The organism is Oleiphilus sp. HI0132 (genome assembly GCF_001635845.1).
This window is the reverse complement of sequence record NZ_LWGJ01000025.1, coordinates 1-13,946: the sequence shown is the minus strand read 5'-3', so window position 1 is coordinate 13,946 and position 13,946 is coordinate 1. Positions and strand designations below refer to the sequence as shown.

The 13,946-nt window shown below is 43.8% G+C and carries 16 protein-coding genes and 1 rRNA gene; 13 read left to right on the top strand and 4 right to left on the bottom strand.

The genetic code is table 11. The annotated features are described in order from the left end of the window. A 5S ribosomal RNA gene (gene rrf / locus A3766_RS00530) occupies positions 1-110 on the top strand; the annotation flags it as partial. A gap of 260 nt (positions 111-370) precedes the next feature. Here rrf and A3766_RS00525 read toward each other — a convergent pair. After that, entirely contained in the window at positions 371-931 is a 561-nt protein-coding gene (locus tag A3766_RS00525; protein ID WP_197475491.1) for an acyl-CoA thioesterase, read from the bottom strand. Positions 932-1,034: 103 nt separating this feature from the next. Beyond that, on the bottom strand, positions 1,035-2,030 hold the full coding sequence (locus A3766_RS00520; RefSeq protein WP_068516429.1) for a putative solute-binding protein: 996 nt from the start codon (positions 2,028-2,030) through the stop codon (positions 1,035-1,037). A 322-nt stretch (positions 2,031-2,352) separates the two neighbouring features. On the opposite strand from A3766_RS00520, the gene A3766_RS00515 reads away from it, so the two are divergent. The 12 genes from A3766_RS00515 to A3766_RS00460 all read left to right on the top strand — a co-directional run bounded on the left by A3766_RS00515 (position 2,353) and on the right by A3766_RS00460 (position 12,800). Continuing rightward, a complete protein-coding gene (locus tag A3766_RS00515) occupies positions 2,353-3,900 on the top strand; it encodes a 2-isopropylmalate synthase (RefSeq protein WP_068516426.1) in 1,548 nt (515 codons plus the stop codon). A gap of 5 nt (positions 3,901-3,905) precedes the next feature. After that, complete coding sequence (locus A3766_RS00510; protein WP_068516424.1) at positions 3,906-4,736, top strand: hypothetical protein; 831 nt, start codon at positions 3,906-3,908, stop codon at positions 4,734-4,736. Position 4,737: 1 nt separating this feature from the next. After that, complete coding sequence (gene rimI / locus A3766_RS00505; protein ID WP_082880447.1) at positions 4,738-5,199, top strand: ribosomal protein S18-alanine N-acetyltransferase; 462 nt, start codon at positions 4,738-4,740, stop codon at positions 5,197-5,199. A 107-nt stretch (positions 5,200-5,306) separates the two neighbouring features. Further along, positions 5,307-6,887 (top strand): peptide chain release factor 3, encoded by a 1,581-nt coding sequence (gene prfC / locus A3766_RS00500; RefSeq protein WP_068516418.1) that lies wholly within the window; start codon positions 5,307-5,309, stop codon positions 6,885-6,887. Further along, positions 6,888-7,673: a TatD family hydrolase gene (locus A3766_RS00495; RefSeq protein WP_082880417.1), complete on the top strand. Its 786-nt coding sequence runs from the start codon at positions 6,888-6,890 to the stop codon at positions 7,671-7,673. A gap of 194 nt (positions 7,674-7,867) precedes the next feature. Then, complete coding sequence (rplM, locus tag A3766_RS00490) at positions 7,868-8,296, top strand: 50S ribosomal protein L13 (RefSeq protein ID WP_068516415.1); 429 nt, start codon at positions 7,868-7,870, stop codon at positions 8,294-8,296. Between the two features lie 12 nt (positions 8,297-8,308). Continuing rightward, entirely contained in the window at positions 8,309-8,701 is a 393-nt protein-coding gene (gene rpsI / locus A3766_RS00485; protein WP_068507251.1) for a 30S ribosomal protein S9, read from the top strand. A 298-nt stretch (positions 8,702-8,999) separates the two neighbouring features. Next, positions 9,000-9,593 carry a ubiquinol-cytochrome c reductase iron-sulfur subunit gene (gene petA / locus A3766_RS00480; protein WP_068516412.1) on the top strand — a complete coding sequence of 198 codons (594 nt, stop codon included), beginning with the start codon at positions 9,000-9,002 and terminating at the stop codon, positions 9,591-9,593. Continuing rightward, the gene (locus tag A3766_RS00475) at positions 9,593-10,804 is read left to right on the top strand and encodes a cytochrome bc complex cytochrome b subunit (protein WP_068516409.1); all 1,212 of its coding nucleotides are present in this window, start codon (positions 9,593-9,595) and stop codon (positions 10,802-10,804) included. The genes petA and A3766_RS00475 overlap by 1 nt, the downstream gene beginning before the upstream one ends. Further along, complete coding sequence (locus tag A3766_RS00470) at positions 10,804-11,562, top strand: cytochrome c1 (RefSeq protein ID WP_068516405.1); 759 nt, start codon at positions 10,804-10,806, stop codon at positions 11,560-11,562. The genes A3766_RS00475 and A3766_RS00470 overlap by 1 nt, the downstream gene beginning before the upstream one ends. A gap of 168 nt (positions 11,563-11,730) precedes the next feature. Next, positions 11,731-12,360 carry a glutathione S-transferase N-terminal domain-containing protein gene (locus A3766_RS00465; protein ID WP_068516402.1) on the top strand — a complete coding sequence of 210 codons (630 nt, stop codon included), beginning with the start codon at positions 11,731-11,733 and terminating at the stop codon, positions 12,358-12,360. Between the two features lie 32 nt (positions 12,361-12,392). Further along, on the top strand, positions 12,393-12,800 hold the full coding sequence (locus tag A3766_RS00460) for a ClpXP protease specificity-enhancing factor (RefSeq protein WP_156490427.1): 408 nt from the start codon (positions 12,393-12,395) through the stop codon (positions 12,798-12,800). Positions 12,801-12,828: 28 nt separating this feature from the next. Here the strand turns inward: A3766_RS00460 and A3766_RS00455 are convergent, their stop codons facing one another. Further along, positions 12,829-13,422, bottom strand: coding sequence for an SIS domain-containing protein (locus tag A3766_RS00455; protein WP_068516397.1), 594 nt, complete (start codon positions 13,420-13,422; stop codon positions 12,829-12,831). Between the two features lie 42 nt (positions 13,423-13,464). Next, positions 13,465-13,827 (bottom strand): YraN family protein, encoded by a 363-nt coding sequence (locus A3766_RS00450; RefSeq protein ID WP_068507997.1) that lies wholly within the window; start codon positions 13,825-13,827, stop codon positions 13,465-13,467. Positions 13,828-13,946 lie beyond the last annotated feature (119 nt).

Sequence of the window (13,946 nt, the reverse complement as noted above, 5' to 3'; positions counted from 1 at the left end):
CGACCATAGAGCTTTGGAACCACCTGATCCCATCCCGAACTCAGAAGTGAAACGAAGCATCGCCGATGGTAGTGTGGGAGGTCCCATGTGAGAGTAGGTCATCGTCAGGCTTCTATTAGAAACCCCAGTAGGTCGTCCTACTGGGGTTTTTTATTGTCTGGTGAAAAGGCAAATTTAGAAAAAATATGAAAAAACCTTGGAGATATACGTCTTCAAGGGTTTTTTGTTAATAGTTATAGCTCTGAATTAAACTTGCTACTATCTGACCGTGTTAGTAAGTAAATCAGGTGCCGCTGCTTATTATGTAGGTGTTCACGCTGGCTGTTGTAAGCAACACGCGTAAAACAGAGTTTTTATACCGGCATGGTATTTAGCTTTGCCGGTATTTCTCGAACTCTACGTTGATCTGCTCTTCAGTCATATGTTCCGTATTACTGATCCACTTATCGTGAATCTCTTTCAGCCGCAGATCATGTTCTTTACGAAGCTCCCTTCTTACTTTTGCTGCAATATAGCGCTGTTTTTGCTTATCTGCTTTAAAGTCGAGTGGCGGAACTTCTGTGGGCTTTCCATCCTCACCCATTGCTACCATAGTAAAATAGCAGCTGTTGGTATGGCGCTTCTCGTGAGAGTGAATATCTTCAGCAACGACTTTGACGCCTACTTCCATTGACGTGCGTCCGACGTAGTTTACAGAAGATAAAAAGGTGACGAGTTCGCCAATTTTAATCGGTTGGCGAAAGTTAACTTGGTCTACAGAAAGGGTGACGGCGTAATGGCCGCTATAGCGTGATGCGCAGGTATAAGCGACCCGGTCTAGTAGCTTTAATAGTGCGCCGCCGTGTACGTTACCTGAAAAGTTAGCCATTTCAGGTGTCATTAGCATAGTGAATATTACTGGCTCATTAGTGCCATATTGAATGTCAGACATAAGTTTGCTCCTCTAATGGTGCTATTGTAGACCTAAAGAGAAGCACTGATAATAAAAAAGGCCCCTTAAAAGGAGCCTTTTTATAATCTGCTAAGCTATTAGCCTATTCAGGAGTTGCACACTCACTTGCAGATGGGTTTTCAGCACAACGGATTTTCCAAAGCAGCTTGAGCGCTTTAGGGTCCATTTTACCTTCAGCTTTAAGTGCTAGACGAATGTCACGGCTAAACTTAACTAGCTCTTTTTTAGTCTCTTCGTTAGTTTTGATCCAGTACTTAGCTGGTATTTCTTTTTCGGCATCAGCAACTAGTTTATTGATAGCTTTCAAGCGGCCAACAACGTATTTACGCATTTTGTTACCAAAGTCTGCTGGGAAGTTGTCTTTCTTGGTGATTGTTTGAAGCATGCCGTAATATAGACGGTAGTCAAGAATGCCACCTTTGTCGCCAAGGCCGTGGTATAGCTCAAAAGTGTTGTAAGCTAGTGCTGGCATGAAAAGGATATCAATGTTGCCGTTGTTGAACTGGCCAGAGAACGTTGCCAAAGAAGTGCCTACAGGTGATGCGCCGGCCATGTTAGCAAGCTTGTGAGTCTGTGGGTCTTCATTAAGAACTGAAATCTTCTTGCCGCTGAAGTCTGCAACTGTATTGATGTTCTTATCGTTTACGAACGCGAACATAGAGCCAACAGGCCATGCAGCAACTGCTTCATATTGACCGTTTGTCATGATTTTGCCAGCCTTAGGGCTTGCAAGAGTAGCAAGAATTTTACCAAGACCAGAGTCGGAAGTGATACCGCCAATTGCATCAAGTGTCCCTGCGAAAGGAACAAATTGACGTGATAGGATTGCACTCAAGTGAGCGCCGTCACATACACCAGCTTTGAAGTCGTTAGCAGCAACTTTTTCATCGGTATAAGCGATAAACTCAAGATCTAAACCCCATGCGATAGCTTTTGGCTTTAAATCTGAATAGAAAGTCATTACTGGGCCGTTCTTCCCTACTGGATCCCATGTACAAATTGTTTTCTTTTCTAGCGCTGACGCTAGCGTACTAAAAAGAAAAATTACTGCGGTAAATAGTATTTTCTGTGCCGTCATCTTGACGTATCCCCAATTAAAATTACAAGTTCAAAGCGAAGCGCGAATTTTCGTCTATAATCGCGAGAAGTTCAATGGTCTTTGCTTTATTTGATAGACCAATTCGCAATATCGAGCATATGATAGTTTACTAGGTTGTTTACTCTAGACACTCTATAGGCTCGCTACTCTGTAGAGATATCGAAATAACGTGAATTCTTACTGACTGAGCATTGTTTAACTTAGGTCTTGTCGCTATAGTTAGCGGTTTGATTTAATAAGCTGCAATGTATTGTATTAGCTTAGATAAACTCTTTAGGATATTGATTTAGGAGCACGGCGAATGTCCGATAAAAATAAGCTTGTTATCTTTGATACGACCCTACGAGATGGCGAGCAAAGCCCCGGTGCATCGATGACCAAGGCAGAGAAATTGAGAATTGCTCGTGCACTTGAGAAGATGCGTGTTGATGTTATTGAAGCGGGGTTTGCGATTGCAAGTCCGGGCGACTTTGAGTCGGTTAAATCTATCGCTGATACAATAGTAGATTCTCGAATATGTTCTCTATCCAGGGCATTGGATAAGGATATCGATCGTGCTGCTGAAGCTTTAAGAGGAGCAAATGCGTCGCGTATTCACACCTTTATAGCAACCTCCCCGATCCATATGAAGTATAAGCTTCAAATGGAGCCAGATGCAGTTGTCGAGCAAGCTGTGCGAGCAGTAAAAAGAGCGCGAAGCTATACAGATGATGTCGAGTTTTCATGTGAAGATGCTGGTCGTTCAGAGTTGGATTTTCTTTGTCGTATTATAGAGCAAGCGATTAATGCTGGTGCTTCCACAATAAATATCCCGGATACGGTGGGCTATGCGATTCCCGAGCAGTTTGGTGAAACCATAAAAAACCTTATCGAGCGAATTCCAAATTCAGACAAAGCTATTTTCTCGGTTCATTGTCACAATGATCTCGGCTTAGCTGTTGCAAACTCTTTGTCTGCGGTAACCAATGGTGCACGCCAGATTGAATGTACTATTAACGGATTGGGTGAGCGAGCCGGAAATGCTTCTTTGGAAGAGGTTGTAATGGCAGTTCGTACACGATCTGACTTGTTTGACCTATCGACAAATATCGACTCTACACAGATCGTGCCTTGCTCGCGGTTAGTGTCGACGATTACCGGCTTCCCGGTTCAGCCAAATAAAGCAATTGTTGGTGCAAATGCGTTTGCGCATGAGTCTGGCATTCACCAGGATGGTATATTGAAGCATCGAGAAACTTACGAAATTATGAAGGCTCAAGATGTTGGCTGGCATACTAATAGTCTGGTTCTAGGTAAACACTCTGGCAGAAATGCATTTCGTTCCAGAATAGAAGAGCTTGGAATTTCATTGGAGTCTGAGACTGAGTTAAATCAGGCGTTTGCAGCATTTAAAGAATTGGCAGATAAAAAACACGAGATATTTGATGAGGATCTGCATGCATTGGTAAGTTCGACTAAATCTCTAGATCAGGTCGATCTCTATTCCTTGGTTTGTTTGTCAGTGTGTTCCGAGACAGGTGTTGTGCCTGTCTCAAAGGTTACTTTGCTCGTCGATGGAGAGGAAAAGTCTGCTGAGTCAGACGGTAGTGGCCCGGTTGATGCAACCTATAAGGCAATCGAGAAGATAGTTAACTCGGGTGCTGCGCAGCAATTATATTCTGTAAATAGCATCACAAGTGGAACCGACTCTCAAGGGGAGGTAACGGTTCGGCTAGAGAAAGACGGGCGTATTGTAAATGGTTTAGGTGCAGATACCGATATTGTCATTGCTTCTACAAAGGCTTATTTGCATGCGCTTAATTTACTTGAACGTCACGATCCACGGCAGCACCCGCAAGGCGATGTATAAGTAGTATGTTGGCGCTATCCGATAGGCAGTCGCACCTCTGTGCGATGGGGGTTCACCAGTGGTATGCCCGAACAAAGCTTTCCGGAGCTGCGCTGACGCCTGAAACGGTCCTCTTTCAGCCCGCGATAACAGATTTTGGTGAGTCAGAGTTAAAGCATGCTCCGCAGGATTCAGTTGCGCCAGAGCGCAATGTTACTGAGAGTTTGGCTGCAGTAGAGAGAGCTCACTCTGCCATGGATATTCTTAAAGCGGGTGGGCTTCGTCCTAACGGTGCTGAGGAACCGGTTCAAGAGAGTCTTGAGTCGCGAGCACCTGTAGGAAGACAGCAGTCAGATTCTGAAGGTGTTGATATTAGTGCTTTGCCTTCATTATCTGGTGATCGCGCCTTAGATAGTTTTTCTCTGGTTCTATATAGAACCAGTCATGGTTTGATAATTTCTGAGTCTTTGGAACCGGCAAGTCATCCAGTAGAGCTGACTCTGCTAAAAAATATAATTAAATCAAAAGCAGGCATGCATGACCTGCATGATAAGCCAGAATTCCAACAGCTGTTCAGTTGGCCGGTGTTCCGCTCTCTTAACTTGCAAAGTAAGCAAGGGGGGGATTTACCTGTTCTGCTGGCAAGTTGGATCAACTCCCATTGTGCTGAAGATGTAAAGAGTGTTCTGTATTTTGGGGCGGCGTATCCGCAGCTGAAGAAATTCTACGCCGAGCTAGTTTCATCCAGACCCGCTCTTAGCTTTAACGTTTTTAGTCATTCCCTGGCCGACATGCTTCGTTTCCCGCAGCGCAAGTCAGACACCTGGGTAGAATTGTGTGCTTACTTTGGTGAGTAAGTTGACTTCAATTTCCTTTCGAGACTTATGTAAAGCAGATTTAGACGCGGTCTTAAATATTGAAAGACGAGCCTACCCTTTACCCTGGAGTCAAAAAATGCTCGAGACCTCTCTAGGCAAAGATGACTGTTTTGGCGTAGAGCGGGCAGGGGTGCTTATTGGTTATGCTTTTGTTTCATATGTATTGGATGAAGCGCACTTGCTGAATATATGCATTGATCCTGCATATGCGAGAAAAGGCTTTGGTCGAAAGCTTCTTCAATACACGGTATCTAAAGCGATACAGAAGCAAGCAAATGTATTTTTTCTTGAGGTCAGAGAGTCGAATCGCCAGGCAATCGACTTATATTTCTCTGAAGGATTTAATGAGGTTGGTGTGAGACCAAATTATTATCCTGCTGCTCAAGGAAAAGAAAATGCCGTATTAATGACACTAGAGTTATCGGTCGACCTTCAAGTCTAAATTTTTCTCTTGCTGCGAAAAAATACTCAGACGTTTATAATCACAGAAATTTTTATTAAGGCTGGTTTTCGGACTGGCATGCCGAAATCTTAAGGTAAGTATTCTTAATGTCACAAATAACAGATGAAATCTCCACGCGTAGAACCTTTGCGATTATTTCTCACCCTGATGCGGGTAAGACCACCATTACTGAAAAAGTCCTGTTATTTGGCGCGGCGATTCAAAAAGCCGGTACCGTGAAAGGGAAGAAAAGCGGTCAGCATGCAAAGTCTGATTGGATGGAAATGGAAAAGGAGCGTGGTATCTCGGTAACGACCTCGGTGATGCAGTTTCCATTTAATAAATGTCTGGTTAATTTGCTTGATACGCCGGGGCACGAAGATTTCTCGGAAGATACTTATCGAACCTTAACTGCGGTTGACTCTAGTTTGATGGTGATTGATTCAGCCAAAGGTGTAGAGGAACGTACAATCAAATTAATGGAGGTTACGCGTCTTCGTGACACGCCTATTGTAACCTTTATGAATAAGCTCGATAGGGATATTAGAGATCCGATAGAGTTAATGGACGAAGTGGAAGACGTTCTAAAGATTGCGTGTGCACCAATCACCTGGCCTATTGGCATGGGTAAAGAGTTTAAAGGTGTTTATCACTTATATAAGGATGAGACAGTCCTTTATCAGACGGGGCAAGGTCATCAGATTCAGGATTCAAGAGTAATAAAAGGTCTCGATAATCCAGAGCTGGAAGAGGCGATTGGGCATTATGCAGAAGAACTTAGAGATGAAATTGAATTAGTTAAAGGTGCATCGCACGAGTTTGATCATGAGCTATTTTTAGCAGGCGAACTGACGCCGGTGTACTTCGGTACCGCTCTGGGTAATTTTGGTGTAGACCATATGCTTGAAGGCTTAACTGAGTGGGCGCCTGCGCCGCAATCACGAGCGACGAATGTGCGCCAGGTTGAGGCCGAAGAAGAAAAGTTCACAGGCTTCGTTTTTAAAATTCAGGCAAATATGGACCCAATGCATCGAGACAGAATCGCATTTATGCGCATTTGTTCGGGAAAGTATAAGAAAGGAATGAAGTTAAAGCATGTTCGCACAGGTAAAGATGTGCGTGTTTCAGATGCGGTGACCTTTATGGCAGGTGACCGAGAACATGCAGATGAGGCTTATGCAGGCGATATTATTGGTTTGCATAATCACGGGACGATTCAGATAGGTGATACCTTTACTGAGGGTGAGCAGCTTAAGTTTGCGGGCATTCCAAACTTTGCGCCTGAGCTTTTTAGACGAATTCGTTTGAAAGATCCTCTGAAGATGAAGCAGCTTAACAAAGGCTTGATTCAATTGTCTGAAGAAGGCGCTGTTCAGGTGTTTCGTCCGCTGAAGTCAAATGACTTGATAGTTGGTGCCGTCGGGGTGCTTCAGTTCGATGTCGTAGTGCATCGATTAAAGGCTGAATATAAGGTCGATGCTATGTATGAGCCGATCAGCGTTGCGACGGCGCGCTGGGTGTCGTGTGATGACCCGGTCAAACTAGAGGCGTTTAGAAAGAAATGCTTTGATAATTTAGCTTTGGATGGGGGGGATAACTTGAGTTATATCGCGCCAACGATGGTGAATTTACAGTTATCTGAAGAGCGCTACCCTGAAGTGCAGTTTAGAAAGACGCGAGAGCACTAATTGCAGAATGAGGTGATAGGTCCGGAGCTTTACGATACTCATTGTCATTTAGATTTTGTTGAGTTTGAGGGGCGGCAAGAAGCCCTGCTTGAAAGTTGTCGCCGGGCAAGTGTAACAAAGTTGATTATCCCATCGATTGATCGTGGATCATGGGAGGGGGTGCAAGGCTTATCGCTTGGCCATCCTCAGCTAAGTTATGCCTTAGGGTTGCATCCTCTTTTTATAGCTAGGCATTCTTTAGGCGATATTAGCAGGCTTGATGCGTGCTTATCCCAGCGGCCTGAGGGGCTGGTTGCTGTTGGCGAGATAGGGCTTGATGTAACGGCAGCAGATATGGCTCTGCAGTACAGCTTGTTTGAGGCGCAGTTGGCGCTTGCAAGTGATCATGGTTTGCCCGTTATCATGCATGCTCGAAAAACGCATTCCCAGATACTGTCCGCATTAAAGAAGTTTCCAGGGAAGGGGGTGATTCATGCCTTCTCCGGAGGCAAGGACTTGCTCGATCAGTATGTCGCCAAAGGGATAAGCATCGGTGTAGGTTGCGTTATTACTTGGCCAAGTGCCACGCGAACCCGATCCGCTGTTGCGACAGCCCCTTTGGGTAGTTTGTTGTTGGAGACGGATAGCCCGGATATGAGAGTTTCCGGGTTGAGGCGAGAGTTTGGTTGTCCTTCGGATATTCGTCAGGTTTTTTCGGCGCTATGTAATATTCGCTCTGAAAGCCCTGAAATCTTGGCTGCAGCCTTGAGAGATAATGCCGAAGAAATTTTTTATGCGGGGCAATGAAAGAAAAACTAAATTAGTTCTGGATTAATTGTGTTTAATTATATTATACTGCGCGCCCTAAAATTATCGGTGTAGCTTTGCGAGTACAGCCCCGTCTCAATATGTGAAACCGCGATAATTCGTGACATCCGAATGGCGAAATTGCCATCGAACTTGGATTTTGTAAAGGCTCATTGGAGCTAAAGGCGGAATAAATGAAAACGTTAAGTGCAAAGCCAGAAAGCGTAAAGCGTGACTGGTATGTAGTAGATGCTACAGGCAAAACACTTGGTCGCTTATCAAGTGAAATTGCGAGCCGTTTAAGGGGCAAGCATAAGCCAGAATACACACCTCATGTTGATACAGGTGATTACATTGTTGTTGTTAATGCAGAGAAAGTTGCAGTAACAGGTAACAAGGCTAAAGATAAGATTTATCACAGACATACTGGTTATATCGGTGGTCTTAAGTCGATTTCTTTCGAAAAATTGATCGATAAAGCTCCTGAGCGTGCTATTCAAGGTGCGGTTAAAGGCATGTTGCCACGCGGACCTCTAGGTCGTGAAATGTTCAGAAAGCTAAAAGTGTATGCTGGTGATGTTCATCCTCATACTGCACAACAACCGCAAGTTTTAGATATTTAACGGAAGGCGATTATGTCAACTACATATAATTATGGAACTGGTCGTCGTAAAACTTCTGCGGCGCGCGTATTTCTAAAATCTGGTGGCGGTAATATTGAGATCAATGGCCGTGCACTAGATCAGTTTTTTGGTCGTAAGACTGCTCAGATGGTTGTTCGTCAGCCTCTAGAGTTGGTAGAGATGGCCGATAAGCTTGATGTAAAAATCACTGTAAAAGGTGGTGGTACAACTGGTCAAGCTGGTGCGATTCGTCACGGTATTGCTCGTGCTCTAATGGAGTATGACGAAACGTTGCGTCCAGCACTGCGTGAAGCAGGTTGGGTTACTCGTGATGCGCGTGCAGTAGAGCGTAAGAAGGTTGGTCTACGCAAAGCGCGTAAGAAGCCTCAGTTCTCAAAGCGTTAATACGCCTTATTCAAGAAACGCTTGTCGGTTATGCTGGCAGGCGTTTTTTTTTATGTTAATCCTTATTTTTATTAGGGATATTGTAGCGAAAGTTGTTGAAGCGGCAGGTCAATTTAATTACTATCTGTGGGTTTTGAAGTGCGCGGTCTAAAATTTTAGTCTAGTGTCGATAAGATAAAGTGATTGGGCGTTATTTACGCAGGTATAAGTTACTTATACTGGGGTAGATGTTGCTGGGTCATCATAACTAAACTACTACGTAAATATTGGTACGTAGTTAATATTGGGAGATGCCTATATGAGTGATGGCGACGTTAATGCTGGCCGACGCCGATTTTTAATCGGTGCTACCTCCGTTGTTGGTGGGGTAGGGGCAATTGGAGCAGCGGTTCCGTTTGTTGCGTCTTGGAATCCAAGTGCAAAAGCAAAAGCTGCCGGTGCGCCAGTTAAAGCAAGCATTGGAAAGTTGGAGCCAGGTCAGAGAATGACTGTTGAGTGGCGAGGTAAACCTGTTTGGGTTATTCGTCGAACTCAAGAGATGCTTGATAATATTGAAAAGCTGTCTGATGAGTTGCGAGACCCTCAGTCTGAGTTACCTCAGCAGCCTGAATATATTAAAGGGGTGTTTAGATCTTCGCGCCCTGAGTATGCAGTCATTGTTGGTATCTGTACTCACCTAGGTTGTTCTCCACAATTCGTGCCAGAAGTGAAGCCTCAAGAATTTGATGCTAACTGGGTAGGTGGCTTTTTCTGTCCTTGTCACGGTTCTCGTTTTGATTTGGCAGGTCGAGTCTATAAAGGGGTTCCAGCACCTAAGAACTTGGAAATTCCTCCTTATAAGTACCTGGATGATGCAACGGTAGTTATTGGTGTTGATGAGGAGCAGGCATAATGCAAAAGCTAATTAACTGGATTGACGAGCGCCTCCCTGTTGTTGAAGCATTCGAAAATCACATGAGTAAATACTACGCGCCAAAGAACTTTAATGTTTGGTATATTTTTGGTGTGCTTTCAATGGTTGTTTTGGTTAACCAGCTTCTTACTGGTATTTGGTTGACTATGAGCTACAACCCAAGTGCTGAAGGTGCGTTTGCATCGGTTGAGTACATTATGCGTGATGTTGAATATGGCTGGTTGCTGCGTTACTTGCACTCCACCGGCGCTTCAGCATTCTTTGTTGTGGTTTATCTGCATATGTTCCGTGGCTTAATGTATGGTTCATATAAGAAGCCTAGAGAACTTATCTGGATCTTCGGTATGACGATCTATTTAGCTTTGATGGCTGAAGCATTTATGGGTTATTTGTTACCGTGGGGCCAGATGTCTTACTGGGGTGCTCAGGTTATCGTAAACCTATTTGGCGCGATCCCTTACATTGGTGAGGATTTGTCCTTGTGGATTCGTGGTGATTACCTGATTTCAGGTATCACGCTAAACCGCTTCTTTGCTTTGCATGTCGTGGCATTGCCTATCGTTATTTTGGCATTGGTTGTTCTGCATGTATTAGCTTTACATACTGTGGGTTCGAATAACCCAGATGGTATCGAAATAAAGCAGAATAAAGACGAAAACGGTATTCCAAAAGACGGTATTCCTTTCCATCCTTTCTATAGTGTGCACGATATTGTCGGTATTGTTGTTTTCTTGTTTGTATTCTGTGGTGTTGTCTTCTTCTTCCCTGAGATGGGTGGTTACTTTATCGAGAAGCCAAACTTTGAACCAGCAAACCCGCTGAAAACGCCTGATCATATTGCTCCTGTTTGGTACTTTACTCCATTCTACGCAATGCTTCGTGCTGTACCTGATGCATTCTTGGGTGTGGTTGTGATGGGTGCTGCAATAGCAATTCTGTTTGTCTTGCCTTGGCTGGACAAGAGCCCTGTTAAGTCTATTCGTTATAAAGGCTGGATCAGTAAAGTTGCGCTAGCGTTGTTAGTCGTATCATTTTCTATACTCGGTTATTTAGGTGTTGTTGTTGCGACGCCTGAAAGAACGCTATGGGCGCAGATTTTGACTGCTGTGTATTTTGCCTACTTTTTATTAATGCCTTGGTATACAAAGATTGAAAAAACCAAGCCAGTTCCAGAGAGGGTGACAGGATAATGAAACATTTATTAATTGCGGTTTTCTGTTCTGTTATTTCTTTAGGTGCTTTTGCTGCAGGTGGACCTGCAGCGCCTATGGATCACATCAAAACAGACATTTCAGATAATGAGTCTTTACAGAATGGTTTATCTTTATTTGTGAACTACTGTTTTGCTTGCCACTCAATGAAGTACGCTCGTTATGAGCGTGCCGCTGATGATTTAGGAATTCCTCATGATATTTTTGAAGAAAATATTCTCGTAGGTGATACCAAGATCGGCCAGTTAATGGAAATTTCCATGGCTGAAGATCAGGCAAAGGTTTGGTTTGGTAGTGCTCCGCCTGATTTGACTTTGAGTGCTCGTTTGCGTGGTCCTGATTGGATATATAACTACTTGCGTGGATTTTACGCCGATTCAAAGCGCCCTTATGGTGTGAATAACGTAATTTTCAAAGATGTGGGTATGCCGCACGTACTAGCTGGTTTGCAGGGTGTTTGTGCTGTCGCGCCAGAGTTAGGTGTTGAGCCTGTTGTTGATCCATTAAGCGGAAATATTGTTAAGAGTAGTGGTTGTTCTGAATATGCGACAGAAGGAAGCTTGAGTCCTGCTGAATATGACGAAGCGATCTATGATCTGGTTAACTTTTTAGAATATGTTGGTGAGCCTTCTAGGCTTGAAAGTGAGGCACTTGGCCGAAATGTTCTTATATTCCTAGCGTTTTTGTTTGTTTTTGCATACTTCTTGAACAAAGAGTATTGGAGAGATATTCACTAGTTAGCTAGAAAGAAGAATAAAAGCCGTCCATGTGTAGGCATGGAGGGCTTTTTTTGTTTCTATCCAAGAGAATTTTCACGACTGGCTTGTAAATCGTGTATAATTCTGCCCAAATTTAAAACTGTGCTATCAGTGCAGTAAATCTGATTTAAAGGTTGAGGTAAGTATATGGGTGTTGTGACCAAACGTTCGTCCATGACGTTTTTTTCTGATGGTGAGAGCCATTACAGTCACCGGGTAAGAATAGTCTTAGCGGAAAAAGGTGTCGCAGTTGACGTTGTTAACGTTGACCCAGATAACAAGCCTGCTGAGCTTTCTGATCATAATCCATACAATGACTTGCCTACTTTGGTTGACCGCGACTTAGTACTTTATGAGTCGGATATTATGATGGAGTACTTGGATGAGCGCTTTCCGCACCCTCCTTTGTTGCCAGTATATCCGGTTGCTCGAGCGCAAAGCCGCTTGATGATGTACCGAATCCGTAAAGATTGGAGTCGTCTGGCTGATGCAATTCTTGCTGATCCGCATGCTGCGAAGGCGAATGAGTATCGTAAGGAATTAAAAGAAAGCCTGATTGCTACAGCGCCGATTTTTTCAGAAATGCCTTACTTCATGAGTGAAGAGTTTACCATTGTCGATTGCTGTGTTTCTGCCTTGTTGTGGCGTTTACCGGTAATGGGAATTGAGTTAGATGATGTCCAGGCAAAACCGATTTCGAAGTATATGGATCGTATATTTCAGCGTGAGTCCTTTCAAGCTAGCTTGTCTGAACTAGAAAAAGAAATGCGACACTAAGTCGCTAAATAATGAGTAAAGGGGTGAGCGGAATGACTCCAAGTCGGCCATATCTGGTTCGAGCACTAAATGATTGGATTTTGGATAACGACATGACGCCGTATATCGTCGTTGATGCCGGTATCCAGGGTGTAAGTGTCCCAGAAGACTATGTCACGAATGGGCAAATTATACTCAATATTAGTCCTGGTGCGGTTAATGAGCTGTTAATTGATGGAGAGGCTATTAGTTTTCGAGCGCGTTTTGGTGGCGTTCCGATGCAGGTCTACGTTCCTATCGTAGCTATTATGGCGATTTACTCAAAAGAAAATGGACAGGGTATGGTGTTCGGGGCTGAGCCTGGTGCACCAGAGCCGCCGAGTCCGAATGACCCACAAGATGAAGGGAAGAAAGCGGCAGAACACCTGCCTCATAAGCCTTCTCTAAAGATAGTTAAATAAAGAGAAAGCCTGTTCTAGGCTTTCTTAACTAAAATGCGCCACCAAAAAGTTGATTTTCGATTTGGTGGCACATGGCATTAACTGCCATAAGTTGAGCTTCCATCGCTCGCGCTACCGAATTGGTGTTTAGCTGGATTTCAACATCCTGTCCCTGCTTTATCGCAGAAATTTTCCCATCTTTATGACCGATAAGTGTGATTACCTTGATGTCCTTTTCGTGCGCGGTTTGAATTGCTTGAACAATATTGCTGCAGTTGCCATCGATAGATAGTGCAATCAGGGTGTCTCCTTCGAAACCAATGGCTCTAATTTGCTTGGCATAGCTAAGGTTGTAATTGCCGTCCTTCGCAATAGCAGAAATAGTTGTGGAATCGATAGAAATATTGATCGCAGGAAGGCTTGGGCGTTCGAATTCCTGTTGGTTCATTAAGCAGGTTGTTAAAAGGCTTGCGATTGGTCCAGATAGACCGTTCCCGCAAATAATCAGTTTTTTATCGCTCAGAAGTGTCTGTGTAATTAGGTCGCAAGCTTGCTCCAGGTTTTCACTAAGTGCTTCAAGGTTTGCTGCGGCAGAATCAACAGCTTCACATAGGTAGTTTGATAGTGGTGATAGTTCGGACATTTCTAGTTAACCGTTTTAGGTGATTTAGGTAATAAACTGAGCTCAATAAGATGCATCGAATGCAGCTTTGTGCCAATGAATTTGCTCGGATAAGCTGTTCTCTTTCTGGCTGATAGATATAACATCAAATCGGCATGGCATATTCCATAGCTTTTTGTGAGAAAGGAATATGCTTGCAGTCTTAATAATCTTCTTTTGCTTGTGTGGGGTCACGGTTTCAGCTGCGATGCCATAGTTATTTCTTGCTCGATATCTGACTTCAATAAAGACTAGGGTATTCTTATCTCCCATAATTAAATCAATCTCACCAAACTTGGACCGATAATTGTTCGTTATGCTTTTCAGTCCTTGGGTGCGAAGGTATTTCTCGGCGATCTGCTCATAAGCAAGTCCTTTGCTAAGCATTTCCTTACTCCTTAATGGTAACTGCCTTTCCTTTTCTAAATTTTGCCCATTCTAATTGGCGATTAATAATGCCCTGCTCATCCATTGATAGCATGCCGGTGTGGCCTTGCATCTGGCTG